A 17,971-nucleotide genomic window follows, 5' to 3' on the forward strand; every position below is an offset into this window, starting at 1 on the left:
AAAATCTCGCAATAGGCGAGATTTTTTGTTTTTGGGTATTGGTTAGCGCGTAAAAGTGTGGGGATGTTTCCATCTTTTATCTGCAATAAAAAGCAGTCTGTCAATTGACATTTCTCTGTCAAAACTCTCTTAATATTAGTTAGTTAGTTAGTTAGTTAGTTAGTTAGTTAGTTAGTTAGAGCGAATTGTTATTGCGGACATTCGCAGAGACTCGCTCGATGAAACCAAGCCGGTGACTTTGGCTGAAGCCACCGGCTTGTTATCAAGTTGGTTTGTTTCATTGTGCGATACAAATTGGAGAACAAAAATAATGGCATATCGTTTCGATGCGGATTTGGAGTTTTTAGGTCAACTGTCTTCGGATGATCTGGAAGACTTAGTTTATAGTTTAACTCACGACAATGACGGACAACCGCGTTGGACAGAGGAGTTAACAAAATCAGTAGGGTATAACCGTCATCATCCTGATCACGCCAAATATTGGGAAGATATCGCAGCAGAAATTCAAACTTATGGCGCGAATACCGTCGCTACTTTTTTCCGTGGTGGAAAAGGTGTGGAATATAAAGAAATTCTGGTTGATGTGTGCAGTAAGCTAAAAGTTAATTTCAATAAAGAACAAGATGTTGAAATGATTGAAACTCATCTTCTTATGAAAATATTAGAAGATGCTCTGGATAATATGGACGATGAAGAGCTACGTGATTTTGCTCAGGCTGCTGGTGTAGAAAATACCAGTGTCGTCACCAAACAAACCGTGTTAATGGCGTTTCAAGCGGCATTCAAAATCGGTGGGTTTAAGTCATACCAACTGACTTTAGTCATTGTTAATGCAGTGATCAAAGCGCTGATTGGTCGCGGCCTGTCATTTGCTGGCAACGTCGCATTAACTCGTGCCATGAGTATTTTAGCTGGGCCTGTTGGTTGGGCTATTTCTGGCGCATGGACAGCGGTTGATCTCGCTGGAGCGGCATATCGTGTGACCATTCCGGCAGTGATTCAAGTAGCGGTATTACGTCAGAAATATCGTTTTGAGCAGCCTGTTAAAGAAGCAAAAGCGAGTTAAATACAATGCGCGGAAGATGAATAACATCTTCCGCGATTTGACGTATTACTCTGGTTTAGGGAAGCGTGATTTTGCTTCAAGATCATCTAAGTCTATGTGATTACGCATATACATGTTACTGCTATCAAATATAGGTTGGTGATCCCATGCCAGTCTTTTCCCTTTATTGAGTGCTTCAACAACCAATCGGCGTCGGCGTTGGCTCACTAATACATCTTGGGTGAGTTTCTCTGAGTCCCAGCGCTGAAGTGCTTCGGTTCTAAATGATTGTGCAATATCAGCAAATTCTGGTTGATTTGCGAGGTTACACAATTCAAATGGGTCGTTATTTAAATCAAATAATTGGTCTGGGTCTAGGGGACAATGTATGTATTTGTACTGAGAGCGGCGGATCATATAGATTGGTGCTAATGCTCCCTCACCAAAATATTCCCCGATTACTTCATCGTGTTTTTCACCTTGCCCCGTTAAGTGCGGCATTAGGCTGCGTCCTTGAATCGGCATCGCATAGTCTTGAACTTGGGACCCTGTTGCCAGCTCGGTAAACGTAGGCAATAAATCCATCGTAGACACTGACTCTTTGACCCGTTTAGGGGAAAATGTGTTGGGTGCATACACGATCATAGGAACCCTTGCTGATCCCTCGAAAAAGGACATTTTATACCAGAGGTTGCGTTCACCCAGCATATCGCCGTGGTCACCGGAAAATACCACAATGGTGTTGTCATCTAATCCAGATTGTTTCAATGCTGCTAGTAGGCGTCCAATTTGATCATCGACATAGCTAATGGCCCCATAGTAGGCTCGTCGAGCACGGCGAATATCATCATCTTCAATAGGTTGATCGTAATAAGCGTATACATCTTGTAAACGGAGTGAATGCGGATCTTGTTCTTCTTTGCTCAAGCGAACTTTAGGCAAATCGATATCGTTTTCATCGTAACGTTGCCAATACTCTTCTAATATTGTGTAGGGATCATGCGGGTGTGTCATCGATACGGTAAGACAAAATGGGCGCTCCTGTTTGCCACGCACATAATTATATATATAGCGTTCAGCATGGAAAACAACCTCATCGTCAAAATCGAGCTGGTTACTGCGTACACATGGCCCTGCTTGAGTAACTGAAGACATATTGTGGTACCAAGTTGGACGTTCTTCTGGTTTATCCCAGTTAGGAAACCAGCCATAATCGGCAGGATAAATGTCAGTCGTTAACCGCTCTTCAAAACCATGCAATTGCTCTGGACCACAAAAGTGCATTTTTCCCGAAAGCGCTGTTTGATAATTTTGTCGGCGTAAATAATGGGCAAATGTAGGAATATCCGCTGGAAAATCTGCGGCATTGTCATAAGCTCCTATTATGCTAGGAAGCTGTCCTGTCATGAGTACATAACGGGATGGCGCGCATAGAGGGCTGTTACAATAGGCTGAATCAAATACGACCCCATTATTTGCCAGATGGGTCAAGTTAGGTGCTTTTACTACAGAGTTACCGTAACAGGGAAGCGCATTGACTGACATTTGATCAGCCATAATAAATAAAATGTTAGGTTGTTGGGTCGACATCGAATTCTCCTATTTATATTTAACAAGTTCTCCAGAGAAACAAGCGTTGTTTATTCAACTAAAGATGTGTCAAGCCGCATTACCTTGCATGGAATTTTTAGCGCTGTAAACTGAGTGAAAACTTATATCATAGATTAGAAAATCTTATACCATGAGTAATGAAAAGATAAACTTTAAGACGTTAATCGCTTTTGAAGCATCAGCTAGGCTTCTAAGTTTTACTGGGGCCGCTAGAGAATTGGGGACAACTCAACCTGCTGTAAGCCAACAAATCAGTAGTTTAGAACAGGAACTCGGTACCGCGCTTTTTCGCAGAATATACCGGGGAGTGGAGTTGACTGATGAAGGGCATATGTTGTTTGTCACTACGCAAACGAGCCTACAAGATATCACTGCAGTCATTCAAAAAATTAAACAACGCAACCAAAGTCAGCGTATTACTTTTGCCACTGATTTTGCCTTGGCGGCATATTGGTTGGTTCCAACCATAACTCGTTTTCGTCAAGCGTTTCCCCATATTGATATTCGCCTCGAAACGGCACAGTCTTCATCGCGCGTAATTGATGCCGAAACGGATATTGCGATTCTTTTTGGTGATGGACATTTTCAGGGGTGTCATTCTGAACTTCTGTTTACCGAGCAAGTTTGCCCTGTTTATAGTCCTTTACTCGTTGGTTCAAATTCGCGTTTGACGACATTAGAAGCTATCTGCGAGCAACCCTTGCTACGTCTAAATTCTGATAACAAAGAGGCTTGGATTGAGTGGGAGTCCTTGTTTGACTATTTTTCTACTACTTGGCAACCACCGGAGGTTTCCATTGAATTCGATAATTATACGTTATTGGTGCAAGCGGCGTTAAGTGGGCAGGGAGTCGCGTTGGGTTGGACCCCATTATTAGATGAATTCATCCAGCGAGGTGCCCTTATTGCAGAAAAGCAATTCACTGCACGAACCTCACAAGGTTATTACTTAGTGATTCCGGATAAACAAAAACCCACTGCTGAGGTGAGGCTATTTATCGATTGGTTAAAACGGGAAAGAAATAAAGTCAGTATATAAAATATTTACCTACGTTACTTCAAGATGCTGTTTCAGCGATTTTTTAATCTACGACCATGATATGACTAGTAATTATTCAATTATTTTAATATGTTATGGTAAGTTTTTTACCTGAACTGATAGTCGTTTTTAAAGTCAGCTAACTCGTTAGCTAATGCATGGATTAAACATAACAATGGAAATATTAATTCGCCGCTCAGAACCTAATGATGCGGCCGCTGTAAGAGATATTTATGCGGGAATTGTAGCCTACAGTGGTACATTGCAACTGCCTTATCCGTCAATTGAAATCTGGCAAAAGCGCCTGACAGATGTGCCGACACATGCCCACTCTTTGGTGGCTGAAGTGAATGGCGAAATTGTGGGTAACGTCGGGTTAGAAGTGTGCACAAGTGTGCGTCGGCGTCATGTCGGGACCTTTGGCATTGGCGTTAAAGATGAATGTCAGGGGCAGGGCATCGGCAGCGCTTTGTTGGAAGCGGTGATTAACCTTGCCGATAACTGGTTAAACCTTAAAAGGCTCGAACTGACGGTTTATACGGATAATCAAGCAGCTGTTCATCTATATAAAAAATATGGATTTGTGATTGAAGGAACCTCACCTGCTTTTGCTTTTCGTAATGGTGGTTATGTTGACGCATATCAGATGGGACGAGTGGTGGCTGAGCGTTAATCAGGGATTCATACCTAATTAAGTCGTTCCAATGCGAATTTATAGTTGGCGTACAGTGTTTAACACGGTAAATTGAATCACATTTTTCGACGTGTGCTACCAACCTTTTGAATCCACTTTGGTGCACTGTAGGTATAACGTAAGGTTTTTCATGTTTTCCGCATTTATCTCGGCTATTTTGCCTGTCATGATCATTGCACTTTTGGGGGCGTTTTTAAGTAAAAAAACCGCGTATTTGGATGATCCCAATCTACCGCGTTTGATCGTGAATGTTGGTATGCCAGCATTACTATTGCATTCGATGTTGGGTACTCATATCGACTTTTTAGGAATGGGGAAACTGGTACTGGCATCAGCACTTGCTCTGTTCGGCATGGTACTTGTGACGTTAGTTTTACTGAAAGTGATGAAGCTTGAACGCCGCTTTTATTTGCCCGTTTTAGTCAACCCCAATACCGGCAACTTAGGTATTCCTATTGCTTATGCGTTATTAGGAGAGCAAGGCTTAGCAGGTGCCGTCATCATCTCGTCAATTATAGAGATCAGTCACTTTACCCTCGGTATTGGGATGATGTCTGGGAGTTTTAACCCCAAACGCTTATTAGCGAACCCACCGGTTATTGCACTGTTAGTTGGTGTTGCCATCATGGGCTCAGGTATTCCTGTTCCACAATTTATGATTCGGGTGTTTGATATGGTCGGTAGTATTACTGTCCCTGTGATGCTACTGATGTTAGGGCGTTCTTTGGCGCATATGAAAGTACACGAAGCCCATTGGATTCGATTGTTTTTCCTATCTCTGTATCGTCCAGCGATTGGCCTATCGATGGCTTGGGGAGCGGCTTATTTATTCGGTTTAACGCCGTTACATACAGCTAATTTATTGATTGCTTGTTGCATGCCTGTCGCCGTATTGAACTACATTTTCTCCACTCGTTATGGTGGTCCGGTGAACGAAGTTGCGGGGTTAACGTTCTTAACTTTACCCACCGCATTTATTGCGCTGATTATTATAAAACTGACCGTGATTGGTTAACATCACCGGTCACGGTAATAGTTACTTTAGCAAGAGAAAGAAGGCTGTCATTATGATGGCCTGTTTTTTATCTAAAACGTGATGAGTTTTAAAAATCTAATACTCGAGTAACCGCAAAATACGGTTTCAACGCGAATGTATTCGCTCTTATGCTAGAAACATAATTTAGAACAGTCGCTATATCCCAATACACAGCAGTAAAAGGGATATAAAAGGAGCACTTATGATGAATCGACGGGCGAAAGACTTCGCGACTTATTACCATGGTGAACAAAAATATGGGGCGGATCCTTATCTAAAGCACTTGGAAGCAGTAGCTATTTTGTCACGTCCTTATGGCGCTGAAGCTGTCACGATCGCCTATTTGCATGATGTGGTGGAAGATACCGCAGTTACGTTAGATGTCATAGAGAAGCAATTTGGTCCATTTATAGCGCGTTGCGTTAGTATCCTCACCGATCAACCTGGTGACACACGAGCTGAGCGTAAAGCAAAAACATATGAGCGTATGTCGCATGTAGCAGGGCGAGAAAAGATTGCTTTGGTTGTTAAAGCGGCAGATAGATTATCTAATTTACGTATGTGCTGTATTACTCAAGATAAAGAACGCATGGCAATGTATCAGCAAGAGCATCCTCAGTTTAAGCAGTGTGCGTATCGAAAAGGGCTATGTGATGAGTTTTGGCTAGAAATGAATGAATTGATAGATAAAGGGTGTTAGGCTGATATTTCAATTAGTTAAATGAAATAGGGATATCATGTCTGCCGTATTAATTACCGGAGCTGCACGCGGATTTGGTCGTGTATTAGCTCAGCAATTTGCCTCTCAATCCTTCGATCTATTTTTAGTTGTTCGCAGTGTCGAATCTGCGGCTGAGCTGCAAGCAGAATTACCGCAAAGTCATATTCTTATTGCAGATATTACGACTGATAAATACGTAGAGCAATTATCCGGTTGGTTAGACGATCAGGTGCTCGACGTCGTCATTAATAATGCAGGGACCGGGACCAAAGCGCCGAACCTGGAACTGACTAAAGCCAGCTATCTGCGTAAAGAGTTTAACAGTCATTGTGTTGGGGCATTGAATACGGTTCAGGGGTCATTAAGTGCGTTGAAACGTAGTCAGACACCAACAATAGTGAACATCAGTTCGCGCCGTGGGTCGATGCAAATGCAAGCTGAGGGAGCAGCAAAAGGTTCAGGGTGTTCTTTCTCTTATCGCATTGGTAAAGTGTCACAAAATATGTTGAGCCTGTGTTTAGCGGATGAACTCGAAGATGAAGACTTTAAGGTTGTATCACTGCATCCCGGACGACTTTTAACCGGGATGTCGGCGACCGATGCGCAAATGACCCCAGAACTTGCTGCGTCACGCCTAATTAATAAAATTCAACATGGTCAATTACCTCATCGACACTTTTATAATTTGGAAACCGAAACAGAACTGCCTTGGTAACTCATTACAAAACAGGGGATAACAATGATTAATTGGCCTGCGATGATTAAACTGGCTGGTGATGATGAATTACTGATGGTGTCAAACTCGAAACAATTAGAACAACAGCTCCACGCTTTAAAGCTAACGGATGATGATTATCTTATTGATAGTAAAGGTTGTTGTTTTGACCTTAGGGATGGTTTAGACAAGGCAGATACGATAAAACAGCTCACACTGGATGAGGTCAATCTTCTGATACAGAGCCATAGTGCCAATGAAGGGGGCGTGTGTGTGAGTAAAACCTGGTTTCCTTCGATAGAGAGTGCAATTCGCTCTATTCTTACTGAGTACTGACCGAGTGCCCAAATAACTGGCAGTTGTTTGGGTATAATCATGGCTTAAATCAATAAATTTTTGATTATTTGTCAGTCACATAGTGATTAGGGGTCGCATTATTTATTAGCAACAGTTAGACTCTGCACCCAAATTAATAATTCGTCTCGATGATACTAGTTCGGCGATTTGTCGGATTCTGCCATAGTTTATGGTCACGAAATCAATTATTTTGGTATTAGAATCGAGCATGTAACAGATTAACAAGGTTCCTTTTTGTTCATGAATATATCAGGTGTCTCCGCGAAATTTTGTCGTAATCTACTTATCACAGCAACCGTAAGTGCCGCACTTGCTGGATGTAATCAACCGCCAGAAATTCAAAAAGTACAAGGCTATGCTCAAGGTACGACGTATCACATTAGCTGGTGGACAGATAAAGATGTAGATACCAAAACAGTAGAAAAACAATTCAAAGATAAATTGGCTCAGATTGATAAAGAGCTATCGACTTATCGTGATGATTCTTATATTTCCGAATTTAACCAAAGTGATTCTATCGATTGGCAATCTGCGTCAAGTGATTTCATTCATTTAATTGAAGTGGCGAGAATGGTTAATCGTGATACTCAAGGTTGTTACGATCCAACTATTACTCCTTTGTTCAAACTTTGGGGTTTCCAAAAAGGCACTCTTGAAGTTCCTACCGCAGATCAAATCGCAAGCGTGAAAAAAGAGCTCGGTCTCGATAAAGTGCTTATTGATACTAAAACCATGCGTATTCGTAAAACGATGCCAAATGTGCAATTAGATTTCTCTTCGATGGGTGAAGGTTACACCATCGGTAAATTGAGTAAGATTCTTGAAGATGATGGCATCCATAACTACCTGGTAGAGTTTGGCGGCGATATGAAAATTCGTGGTCATAAGCCAAAAGGTCAGAAATGGCGTGTGGCGATTGAGCGCCCAGTGCCAACAGAAGAAGGCATTCAGCCATACAAGATTGTCACCATCAACAGTGAAAAAGGGGTAACGTTAGATACCTCTGGTACTTACCACCATTCGTTCGATGCGAAAGGTAAGAAGTATTCACACATTTTAGATCCTCGTACCGGTGCGCCAGTGACACATGATCTCGTGTCTGCTTCTGTATTTGGTGATGATCCAGAAATTAGTGATGCTTGGGCAACAGCGATGCTTTGCTTAGGCCCTAAAGTGGGTAAAGCCGTTGCGCTGCGTAAAAATTTGGAAGTGTTCTTTATTGAAGGCACAAAAGACAAGCCGGAGAGCTTTAAGAGTGAAGCATTAGAAAAATCCACCCGAGTGGTTTTTGATAAGTAACGATATTAAATGCTGGTCATTAAAAAATCCCTCAGCTAAGCTGAGGGATTTTTTTATCGAACAAACGCGCAGTAATGATTAAGCGGTTTTTTCTTCAGGTGTTGTTTCTTCTGCTTTTGGCGCATCAGCAAACACTTGAGTTGGTTTTGCGACGATGCTGCGATTTTCTTGGTTAACTTCTGTCAGCACAATTTCAAGTGTGTCGCCTAAACGGTAAACCACTTCTTTGTCGATAGAAACAGTGCCGTTATCACCGTTACATTCAATGCGTTGTTTGTTATCAAGAATTAACGCTCCTGGCACAAACGCCATTGCGCCATTCTCAAGAACACGAACTCGCATACCAGCACGATTGATATCGAAAATTTCACCCGTGTAGCGCGTCTCTTTTGCTGGTTCTTCAGCAAGAGTACGAGCATACAACCAATCACCAACGTTACGTTCAGCAATTTTATGGTGTTTACGGTGCAGAGCTAATTCTTCACCTACCGTTTCGTCAGGTGTTTGTACTGGCTCTTTATCGAGAACGAGTGCTTTAAGCATACGGTGGTTAATCATATCGCCGTATTTACGAATTGGTGAGGTCCATGTTGCGTATACATCTAGGCCCATTGCGAAGTGTGGCAATGGTTGATTACCAATTTCACTGTAGCTTTGGTACTTACGAATACGATTATCTAGGTAAGATGTTTCTTGCTCAGTTAACCAACGACGCAAAGTTGCAAACCCTTCTACAGTAGCAAGAGATTCCGCCGTAACGTCTGGCGCACCATGTTCAGTCACTAGCTCAACCACTTCGGCCATTTTCTCCGGTTTAAAACCAGCATGAGTGTTGAATACACCAGTGGAGAACTTTTCGCGCAGTGCTTTACCCGCGCAAATATTGGCCGTAATCATTGATTCTTCAACTAATCGGTTGGCACTGCGACGCATGTCGGCATGGATAGCAACCACATCGTTGTCTTCGCTTAATTCAAAACGGTAATCGGGGCGATCTGGGAACACAACAGCATTTTCTTCACGCCACGTTGCGCGGGCGCGAGAAAAATCGTACAAGTCGCGAACGACTTGAGCGATCTCTTCACTTGGTGTCCAAGCATCACTTGCGCCATTTTCCAACCAATCAGACACATTGTCATAAGCAAGACGAGCGTGAGATTTCATATTCGCTGCGAAGAAACGAATGTCATCACCAATCACACCATCCGCAGAGACAGTAACACTGCAACATAGCGCTGGACGCTCTTGATTTTCAATCAGTGAGCAAAGGTCATCGGCGAGTTCGCGAGGAAGCATTGGAATATTACGACCCGGTAAGTAAATGGTAAAGCCACGATCACGAGCCACTTTATCCATCGAATCATCAGGTGTGATATATGCCGTTGGATCAGCAATGGCAATCATTAGGTTAAAACTGCCATCGGCATTTTTTTCTGCCCAAAGCGCGTCATCCATATCTTTGGTTGATTCACCATCGATCGTTACAAATGGAATAGCGGTAAGATCTTCACGCACTAAATCGGCGTCGTCTTTCAATTCCCAGTTATCGATGCCATCGGGTTCGGAATTGGGTAAGTCATTTTGAGCAAGAGTTACCCACCAAGGGGCAATTTTGTCATTTGCGTCAGTGATTTTTTTCGAGATTTCAACGAAGAAGCCGTTATCACCTTTTAGTGGATGGCGAATAAGGTGGGCAACGACCCAGTCACCTTCTTTGAGCTCTTCAGGGTTTAATCCTTTGCGCGCACGAGCTTTAAGCGATTGCTTTTTTAACTGTGGGTGATCGGGAACAACGTTCAACTTACCCTTGAATAATTTTACTCGCCCGATAAAGCGGGTTAATGATGGCTCAAGTAACTCTTCTGGTTCTGCAACTTCTCGTTCTTTTTCAGTACGAATGATTGCCATCACCTTATCGCCGTGAAGACATTTCTTCATATAGGGTGGTGGAATAAAGAAGCTGGTTTTGCTGTCTACTTCTAAAAAGCCGAAGCCTTTGTCTGTGGCTTTGATTGTGCCTTCTTTTTTCGGAAGGTTTTCTTGAATTTGCTGCTTTAGCTGGGCAAGTAACGGGTTGTCTTGAAACATTATTTACTCTTAATTGTTGGTATTTAAAGCGCGTAGCACTTCAAACTATCCCCATGTTTCTACTCGGATAATCAGAAATAGAAACCAATCGCGTGACGTACCGACGGACAGCGTGACTGAGTAACGTTAATTGCCGTTAGGCTGCGTTACTACAACAGGCGCACGCTTTATTTCCACTTATGTGTTTTGCCAGTACCGTGAAAATTATTTATTACCGCCAATGGTACTAGGTAATGGGTTGAAAGTATATCCACCAAGCCAATTACTCGGTGATCCTTGGGTAAATCCAACGTCAGAAATTTGCTCCTATTTTTGCTGTAAGGGATGGCAAGAATTTGTCGAGAAGACCACTTTTTATTCAACGAGTTTAATTAGACTGTCTACACTAATAGATAACCCTACGTTTTTTCGGGTGTTTTTCAAACACTAACGAGTGATGCCATGGTTCTAAAGACAACGATATTGTTGCGATGCAGTGACTCGGCGGGGTTAACAATGATGACAAGACTTTCGATAGAAGAGGGAGACAGTGAAAAAACGTTTCTTAGTAACTTTAACCGCCATCACTGGTTTACTGACCAGCTCGATATCTTTTCCTATCTTCGCTAAAAGTGATCGTTTAGAGCATTTTGGCGATAGTGCACAATTTGGTTTACCGTTTACTGCCGCTGCCATATCGATATTTCACCTCGATGGTGAGGGATTTTTACAATTGGGCGAAGGTGCTATCTGGACATCGCTGACCACTCAGGCGCTCAAAGCGACCATTGATGCAGAACGACCGGATGGTACCAGCCATAGTTTCCCTTCAGCTCATACATCCAGTGCTGCACAAGCAGCCGCATATCTTCAGTTTAGATATGGTTATGTTTATGGTGTGCCCGCTTATTTGGCAGCTGCTGCGGTCGCTTATTCACGAGTGGATGCTAAGCGTCATTACTGGCGTGATGTGACTGCAGGAATGGCGATTGGTACTGGCATTCAATATTTAATTACCAAGCGAGGAGTATCTATTACCAATCTTGCTATTGTCCCTTATATTGAAGCTCATAATTATGGTTTAGAGATCACTTACCAGTATTGAATAGCGTTACAATGCCCACTTTGTATAAAAAGTAACCATTCAATGTCTCTATGTTGTATAAACAAACTCTCTAGAATTAGAGGTTAGCAATCAGTCAAATTACTATCTATCTGACAAAAATGAAGTTTTGTGAAGTTTAATTATCAAAAATAAGGATCTTATAACGAATCATTTATGAATTTTTATTTCAAATTAAATGAATAATAGATCTTATGAATCATTATGTTGTATGAGTGTAGAGAGGAAAAGTGACTAAAATGAGCATTTGGTATTGATTATAGATAAAGCGGGGATAATTTTTAATTTAAAACCGATTTCTATTTTAATATACGTTAAAACAGTTGTATTTCTATACTCAGCAAAATGTGCTGCGATTTTATCGGAATTGACCGTGTGATTAAGATCAGACTTTGTGCGTTGGTCGAAAATGCTAATGGGTAAATTAAAAGTTAAATCCATTGAATTTATGAGTGTTTTTAATAAAAAAAGCTCTTGTAAGAACGAAATGGATGAATAGAAAGAAAATTGAAAAATAATCCGTATTCGTGTCAAAGTTGAGCTATATATTGTATGTCGAATCCAATTTGTAGCAACCTTAGATAAATGTGCTTAATCATGGCTGGAAGGCTAGAAAAGTAGTGGAATAGGGGGGCTTTAAGTCAGGATTTTATCAGGAGTGCGAAAATATTGTGATGAATTTCAATTTTTCCTAGCTTTTTTTGTGCTTTTAGGGAATAATCCGCCTCCCTATGTATGTCCCAAGTGGCTTGATGCGTTTTAATACTTATCCGCATCTGAACGGAATCAGCAATTATTTGGTTGGATTGGTTGGAAATGGTAAAGCTCGTGGGACCTTGGTTTTTTTTATTAATATGGGAATCCCATGCAAGAGACTGTCATTCATTTTAGTGACTTAGCACTTAACAGTGCAATTTTATCAGCCCTAACAGAAATGGGCTTCGAGAAACCAACACCAATTCAAGCAGCGTCAATCCCTGTCCTGATTGAGGGACGTGATGCGCTTGGTAAAGCGCAAACAGGTACAGGTAAAACAGCAGCATTCTCTCTTCCGCTGTTGAACAAATTAGATCTTTCTCAGCGTAAACCACAAGCTATCGTTATGGCTCCAACTCGTGAGCTAGCAATTCAGGTAGCCGCTGAAGTGAAAAATTTAGGCCAAAATGTTAAAGGCCTTAAAGTTCTGGAAATCTACGGTGGTGCATCTATCGTGGACCAAATGCGTGCTCTTAAATCAGGTGCGCATATCGTTGTTGGTACTCCAGGCCGTGTTAAAGATTTGATTACTCGCGAACGCCTACATCTTGATGAGTGTCATACCTTCGTTCTTGACGAAGCTGACGAGATGTTAAAAATGGGCTTCGTGGATGATGTAACCTGGATTATGGAACAGGCACCAGAAACAGCACAACGCGTGTTGTTCTCTGCGACTATGCCTCCGATGGTTAAAAACATCGTTGACCGTTATTTACGTGAACCTGCTCGTATTGACGTTGCTGGCTCTAACCAAACTGTTGAAAAAGTAGAACAACAGTTCTGGGTAGTGAAAGGTGTTGAAAAAGACGAAGCAATGTCTCGCCTTCTTGAAACAGAAGAAACAGACGCTGCAATCGTATTCGTACGTACTCGCCAAGACACAGAACGTCTTGCGGATTGGCTGAGTGCTCGTGGTTTCAAAGCAGCTGCGCTACACGGTGATATTCCTCAATCACTGCGTGAACGTACTGTTGACCACATTAAAAAAGGTGTGATTGATATTCTAGTAGCAACTGACGTTGTTGCTCGTGGTCTTGATGTGCCGCGTATCACTCACGTATTCAACTACGATATTCCATTTGATGTGGAATCATACATCCACCGTATCGGTCGTACTGGCCGTGCTGGACGTAAAGGTAAAGCGATCCTATTGGTTCGTACTAACCAAATTCGTATGTTGCGTACTATCGAACGTGTTACTCGTTCTTCTATGGAAGAAATTCAATTGCCACACCGCGACAAAGTGGCAGAATCTCGTTTAAGCCAATTGGCTAGCGAGTTGGATTCTGAAAAAGAACATAAAGCGTTAGATAAATTTGCAGAACTTGTAGACAAACTTCAAACGTCTTTAGATATTGACGCAACGACTTTGGCGGCAATGCTTCTAAAACGTCAACAAGGTAAACGCCCACTATTTTATGTTGGTGAAGACCCAATGTTAGAAGCGATTGAACGTGACAAACAGCGTCGTCGTGAGCGTCGTGAGAACCGTGATAACGGTGGTCGTGACTTCGGTCGTAACAGCAATGTAGATTGGGAAACTTACCAATTACAAGTTGGCCGTGAACAAGGTGTTCAGGTTAAAGATATCGTTGGCGCACTAGCAAACGAACTTGGCCTAACTAAAGGTTCTATCGGTGCTATCAAGCTTGCGCAAGGTCACACCTTTGTTCAGCTGCCTAAGAGCATGTCTGAAAGCGTGACTAAGAAATTACGTAAACTACGTATTCGCCAGAAAGAAGTGGATGCTGTTGTATGTGATTTCACCGACTTCCGTGAAAATCGCGGTGGTGGTCGTCGTGAAGGCGGTCGTCGTTTTGACGGTAACCGTAACGGCGGTGGCCGTGGTAACGGTAACAGTCGTGGTGGTGAACGTCGCTTTGATCGTAACCGTGGCGGAGACCATCGTGGTAACCACCGTGGTGAACGTGGTCATAGCCAACGCCGTCAACACCAAGACGCATAATGATTTTAAGCCCGCGCTAGCGGGCTTTTTTTTGCCTGATGAATCCGTTTTATTAATCTCAAGTATCTGTTAATTATATAAATTAGCGTTAAATAATAAACAGACTAAGATGATGTATCAGTTTAATTTTATTGAGGTTTAGAGTAATATCGCCTCAAATATACGCATAGAACATCATAAATCGGCTTGCCTATCGATTTGGTGTCAGTGATTTTGTCATAATTGCTGGTTGATTAGACGAACAGCGATATAAAACACTCGTCAACGTAGATTTAACGGGGAACAATCCCTATCATAAGTAAAAGACGAGTTAGTCAGTGGTTAATTGATCTGTGTGTAATGGGTCAGGTAAATCTAAACTCATTGGAAATACAGATAATAAGAGGAATCCTAAAACGTGAAGTTACAGCAGTTAAAGTATCTTAAGGCAGTCAAAGATAATAACCTTAATATATCTTCGGCCTCTGAATCACTCTACACAACTCAACCAGGGGTAAGTAAGCAGATTCTTCTTTTTGAGCAAGAGTTAGGTGTACGTATCTTTGAACGTCACGGTAAACACTTGCAACGTATTACTGATATCGGTGAAAAAGTTTTCGAAGAAGTCGAAAAAATGCTGCTATTGGAAGAAAAGATTAAAGCGATAGCGGCTGAGTATGTAGATCCGGGTAAAGGTACATTTAATATTTACACGACACATACTATTGCAAGTTACCTATTGCCGAAGAGTGTTGCGACTTTTACTAAGCGCTATCCTCACGTTAACTTCAACCTGTATCCAACCATTCCTTCTGATACCCGTGGCGGCATCAGTAAAGGTCATACGGATTTCTCTATCGTGGCACAGATTGTTGCTCCCGACACAGACTTAATTGCCTTGCCGGCGTATTTGTGGCGTATGGGGATGGTGGTTCACCAAGATCATCCTCTGGCAAGTATTGAAAAGCCGACTCTTGAACAGATCGCACAGTATCCATTATTGAGTTACGAACCAGGGGCAACCGGACGCGAATGTATTGATGAAGCGATGACGGCCGCTGGGTGTGAGCCTAAGTATTTTATGAGTGCTATGGATGCCGATGTCATCAAGCGCTACGTATCGCTTAACTTTGGTGTCGGTTTGATGTCGAATCTAGCGGCGACAGATATTGCTAACACCAATTTAAAATATGTAAACCTTGATCATTTACTAGAGCCGTGTAAAGCATGGATCTGTTTCAGCAAAGACGTTATTTTGCATAACTATATGTACGATTTCTTGGGTTCTTTTGCACCGCATTTGACCAAACCTTTGATGGAAGAAGTGATTGCCAACAGTAATGCAGCTAAAATCGAAACCCTATTTAAAGATATTGAGTTGCCGATTTATTAATTGCTGCTATTAAATTGCTGCGATTAAACAATTAAATAGAAAAGCGAGCGTTGGCTCGCTTTTTTGTTGGTATGAGTTTAAGAGTTTGAGTGATCTTCCTCTTCATGAGAAGAAGGTACTAAGTTAATGTGTTTACTCATTAAATAGCGATGAATAAAGCGAGTATCGATGCCTTTTAGCTGCATTTTTAATTCTAACTTGCGAATATCTCGCAACACTTGCTGAGTCTCTTGGGAATCAGCGTCACTTTGAACAACTAAATCACACAGTTCAAGTGCATCTTTACGCTGCTGTAGCTCCGGTGGAATGTACCCGGCGTTTTTTAGAATTCTATAGCCCATCCGAAGGTGTTCCGGTACGCCTCGATCATCATCAAGTTCCAGCGGTTGCCCCTGTTTGGGCAAATCTTCTAACTCGCCTTTTTCAATCGCCGCAAGGATTCGTTGTTCTGCCAGTTGATCGATTAAGAAAGTCATGATCAATTGCTCCCTCTACCTAATACGAACTCTATGAATAATGGTTAACATAACTCGCTTACACCGTCGTCAACGCTTCAAGTGCCGCTTTTGCTGCCATGCGTTCGCCATCCATCATCACGGTATCTGCATCAACATACTGGTTTATTCCTTCTTTAACATCAGCTTGGAACAACACCACATTATTTAAAATAGAGGCGGTTTTAACACCACGTAGCCGACCGACGGTCAGAAGAGAAGATGTTTCCATATCGGCGCCTAATATGCCTTTTTTGTTCCATTTTCGGCATATTTCTAGCTCATCGTCGCGGTAAAAACTATCATGTGAGCGCACGATACCAATATGGTACGGACGCGGTTGTTGGCTTAAGAAGTGATCAATTTTGCTCAGCAGTTGAAAATCGGCGGTGGCAGGATAATTGGCGGGTACGTAAGATAATGACCCTCCGTCATCACGCACGGCACCCTCTGCAACGATCAATTCGCCCAAAGCGATGTGTGTTTGTAAGGCACCAGCAGAACCGACACGAACCACTGATTTTGCGCCGCATTCGATCAATTCTTCAAGAGCGATAAGCATTGATGGCGCACCAATACCAGTGCTACAAACGGTAATTGGCTGGCCGCGGTATTCACCGTTAAAGAGACGAAATTCTCGGTTTTCAGCAACGGGGATAGGATTTTGTAATAATGAAGCAATGCGATTGACGCGATCCGGTTCGCCGCAAACAATCACCTTATCTGATACTTGGCTTTCATCGACAGTAAGATGAGGCTGTATGCTCATAACAATTCAGGTCCTTGTTAATTGCAACCTCGTAAAATTGCTAGGTTTACGAGGTTGGATATGAAAAATTACGCTGTAACGGCTGGTGTTCGATTATTCTTTGCTGTTTGAATCCATTCTTTAGTGCCGTTGGCTGCAATAAATAGCAAAATAACGTATTCAATAGAGAGTGCGTAAACGCCTTGGGCGGCATATACACCGACACTAATTAGATTAATCACCACCCAAAGTATCCAATTTTCTACGTATTTTCTTGTCATTAAGATCTGCGCCACAATCGAAAAGACGGTAATAGCGGCATCCCAGAAAGGGTAGGCATCAGGACTTAATTCCGGTAATGCAATATGGCCACCAAATAAGCTTAGAACACTGAGCGCGAGGTGGGTAAGTGCGGTGAAGAATGGATCGATATAGAGGGTGAGTAAAGCGATGGCAATGATGGATAAAACACTGGTGATCGTTAATAGTTGCACTGGCATCCAGCGCACTTCTAATGTGTCACCATATTCATCTTGGCGTGTCCACGCGTACCATCCGTAAACATTAGCGACAAAGAAAAACAGTTGTAACAATAACAGGCCGTAAAGTTGGATCTGAAAAAAGATAATCGCGAAGAGTGTCACGTTGATCAGCCCAAACGGGTAATTAATGGTTTTCTCTTTGCTCGCATACCAAATACAGAGTAATCCAAAGAGCGTGCCGACAGCTTCAATCCAAGACATAGCATAGCCAGAACCGATTGGAATATTTACCAAAGTGTTGTTGATATCAAAAAAAGCGAGTAGCGACATAGTGATTCCTTCGTCTGGTCATCCATAATGAATAGTCACGAATCATTATGCTACTTAGTGATTAAGATATGCAAGAGAGTGGTTACTAAGGGCGGTTGAGGTTGGGTGAAATCGAA

The 17,971-nt window shown here is 42.2% G+C and carries 16 protein-coding genes; 11 read left to right on the plus strand and 5 right to left on the minus strand.

The features are described from left to right. Positions 1-310 precede the first annotated feature (310 nt). The gene (locus I1A42_RS18415) at positions 311-1,066 is read left to right on the plus strand and encodes a DUF3944 domain-containing protein (RefSeq protein WP_196124334.1); all 756 of its coding nucleotides are present in this window, start codon (positions 311-313) and stop codon (positions 1,064-1,066) included. A 45-nt stretch (positions 1,067-1,111) separates the two neighbouring features. On the opposite strand, the gene betC is transcribed toward I1A42_RS18415, so the two are convergent. Further along, a complete protein-coding gene (gene betC, locus I1A42_RS18420) occupies positions 1,112-2,635 on the minus strand; it encodes a choline-sulfatase (RefSeq protein ID WP_196124335.1) in 1,524 nt (507 codons plus the stop codon). A gap of 151 nt (positions 2,636-2,786) precedes the next feature. Here betC and I1A42_RS18425 point away from each other — a divergent pair, with 151 nt between their 5' ends. The 7 genes from I1A42_RS18425 to I1A42_RS18455 all read left to right on the plus strand — a co-directional run bounded on the left by I1A42_RS18425 (position 2,787) and on the right by I1A42_RS18455 (position 8,517). Further along, positions 2,787-3,695, plus strand: coding sequence for a choline sulfate utilization transcriptional regulator (locus I1A42_RS18425; protein WP_196124336.1), 909 nt, complete (start codon positions 2,787-2,789; stop codon positions 3,693-3,695). 175 nt (positions 3,696-3,870) lie between these two features. Then, positions 3,871-4,368, plus strand: a complete 498-nt coding sequence (locus tag I1A42_RS18430) for a GNAT family N-acetyltransferase (protein ID WP_161157862.1) — start codon at positions 3,871-3,873, stop codon at positions 4,366-4,368. A gap of 151 nt (positions 4,369-4,519) precedes the next feature. After that, positions 4,520-5,404, plus strand: a complete 885-nt coding sequence (locus I1A42_RS18435) for an AEC family transporter (RefSeq protein WP_161157861.1) — start codon at positions 4,520-4,522, stop codon at positions 5,402-5,404. Positions 5,405-5,627: 223 nt separating this feature from the next. Then, entirely contained in the window at positions 5,628-6,125 is a 498-nt protein-coding gene (locus I1A42_RS18440) for an HD domain-containing protein (protein WP_202436527.1), read from the plus strand. A 37-nt stretch (positions 6,126-6,162) separates the two neighbouring features. Then, positions 6,163-6,861 (plus strand): SDR family NAD(P)-dependent oxidoreductase, encoded by a 699-nt coding sequence (locus I1A42_RS18445; protein WP_196124337.1) that lies wholly within the window; start codon positions 6,163-6,165, stop codon positions 6,859-6,861. A gap of 24 nt (positions 6,862-6,885) precedes the next feature. Then, entirely contained in the window at positions 6,886-7,197 is a 312-nt protein-coding gene (locus tag I1A42_RS18450; RefSeq protein ID WP_196124338.1) for a DUF4144 family protein, read from the plus strand. Positions 7,198-7,458: 261 nt separating this feature from the next. Next, positions 7,459-8,517 (plus strand): FAD:protein FMN transferase, encoded by a 1,059-nt coding sequence (locus tag I1A42_RS18455; protein ID WP_161157858.1) that lies wholly within the window; start codon positions 7,459-7,461, stop codon positions 8,515-8,517. Positions 8,518-8,595: 78 nt separating this feature from the next. On the opposite strand, the gene rnb is transcribed toward I1A42_RS18455, so the two are convergent. Continuing rightward, positions 8,596-10,605 carry an exoribonuclease II gene (gene rnb, locus I1A42_RS18460; protein WP_161157857.1) on the minus strand — a complete coding sequence of 670 codons (2,010 nt, stop codon included), beginning with the start codon at positions 10,603-10,605 and terminating at the stop codon, positions 8,596-8,598. Between the two features lie 529 nt (positions 10,606-11,134). Between rnb and I1A42_RS18465 the strand changes: the two genes are divergently transcribed. The 3 genes from I1A42_RS18465 (at position 11,135) to I1A42_RS18475 (ending at position 15,801) form a co-directional block, all read left to right on the plus strand. Next, positions 11,135-11,689 carry a phosphatase PAP2 family protein gene (locus tag I1A42_RS18465; RefSeq protein WP_161157856.1) on the plus strand — a complete coding sequence of 185 codons (555 nt, stop codon included), beginning with the start codon at positions 11,135-11,137 and terminating at the stop codon, positions 11,687-11,689. A gap of 883 nt (positions 11,690-12,572) precedes the next feature. After that, positions 12,573-14,429: a DEAD/DEAH box helicase gene (locus I1A42_RS18470; RefSeq protein WP_196124339.1), complete on the plus strand. Its 1,857-nt coding sequence runs from the start codon at positions 12,573-12,575 to the stop codon at positions 14,427-14,429. A 397-nt stretch (positions 14,430-14,826) separates the two neighbouring features. Continuing rightward, on the plus strand, positions 14,827-15,801 hold the full coding sequence (locus I1A42_RS18475) for a LysR substrate-binding domain-containing protein (RefSeq protein WP_161157854.1): 975 nt from the start codon (positions 14,827-14,829) through the stop codon (positions 15,799-15,801). Between the two features lie 77 nt (positions 15,802-15,878). On the opposite strand, the gene I1A42_RS18480 is transcribed toward I1A42_RS18475, so the two are convergent. The 3 genes from I1A42_RS18480 to pnuC all read right to left on the minus strand — a co-directional run bounded on the left by I1A42_RS18480 (position 15,879) and on the right by pnuC (position 17,855). After that, positions 15,879-16,277: a DnaJ family domain-containing protein gene (locus I1A42_RS18480; RefSeq protein ID WP_196124340.1), complete on the minus strand. Its 399-nt coding sequence runs from the start codon at positions 16,275-16,277 to the stop codon at positions 15,879-15,881. Between the two features lie 58 nt (positions 16,278-16,335). Continuing rightward, a complete protein-coding gene (locus I1A42_RS18485) occupies positions 16,336-17,064 on the minus strand; it encodes a nucleoside phosphorylase (protein ID WP_161157852.1) in 729 nt (242 codons plus the stop codon). A 68-nt stretch (positions 17,065-17,132) separates the two neighbouring features. Next, complete coding sequence (pnuC, locus tag I1A42_RS18490; RefSeq protein WP_161157851.1) at positions 17,133-17,855, minus strand: nicotinamide riboside transporter PnuC; 723 nt, start codon at positions 17,853-17,855, stop codon at positions 17,133-17,135. Positions 17,856-17,971: the final 116 nt, after the last annotated feature.

The organism is Vibrio nitrifigilis, assembly GCF_015686695.1.
Taxonomy (GTDB): Bacteria; Pseudomonadota; Gammaproteobacteria; order Enterobacterales; family Vibrionaceae; genus Vibrio; species Vibrio nitrifigilis.

Excerpts from the sequence above, each read along its gene's own strand:
- I1A42_RS18415 (WP_196124334.1), top strand. The coding sequence starts at position 311 with ATGGCATATCGTTTCGATGCGGATTTGGAGTTTTTAGGTCAACTGTCT.
- betC (WP_196124335.1), bottom strand. The coding sequence starts at position 2,635 with ATGTCGACCCAACAACCTAACATTTTATTTATTATGGCTGATCAAATG.
- I1A42_RS18425 (WP_196124336.1), top strand. The coding sequence starts at position 2,787 with ATGAGTAATGAAAAGATAAACTTTAAGACGTTAATCGCTTTTGAAGCA.
- I1A42_RS18430 (WP_161157862.1), top strand. The coding sequence starts at position 3,871 with ATGGAAATATTAATTCGCCGCTCAGAACCTAATGATGCGGCCGCTGTA.
- I1A42_RS18435 (WP_161157861.1), top strand. The coding sequence starts at position 4,520 with ATGTTTTCCGCATTTATCTCGGCTATTTTGCCTGTCATGATCATTGCA.
- I1A42_RS18440 (WP_202436527.1), top strand. The coding sequence starts at position 5,628 with ATGATGAATCGACGGGCGAAAGACTTCGCGACTTATTACCATGGTGAA.
- I1A42_RS18445 (WP_196124337.1), top strand. The coding sequence starts at position 6,163 with ATGTCTGCCGTATTAATTACCGGAGCTGCACGCGGATTTGGTCGTGTA.
- I1A42_RS18450 (WP_196124338.1), top strand. The coding sequence starts at position 6,886 with ATGATTAATTGGCCTGCGATGATTAAACTGGCTGGTGATGATGAATTA.
- I1A42_RS18455 (WP_161157858.1), top strand. The coding sequence starts at position 7,459 with ATGAATATATCAGGTGTCTCCGCGAAATTTTGTCGTAATCTACTTATC.
- rnb (WP_161157857.1), bottom strand. The coding sequence starts at position 10,605 with ATGTTTCAAGACAACCCGTTACTTGCCCAGCTAAAGCAGCAAATTCAA.
- I1A42_RS18470 (WP_196124339.1), top strand. The coding sequence starts at position 12,573 with ATGCAAGAGACTGTCATTCATTTTAGTGACTTAGCACTTAACAGTGCA.
- I1A42_RS18480 (WP_196124340.1), bottom strand. The coding sequence starts at position 16,277 with ATGACTTTCTTAATCGATCAACTGGCAGAACAACGAATCCTTGCGGCG.
- I1A42_RS18485 (WP_161157852.1), bottom strand. The coding sequence starts at position 17,064 with ATGAGCATACAGCCTCATCTTACTGTCGATGAAAGCCAAGTATCAGAT.
- pnuC (WP_161157851.1), bottom strand. The coding sequence starts at position 17,855 with ATGTCGCTACTCGCTTTTTTTGATATCAACAACACTTTGGTAAATATT.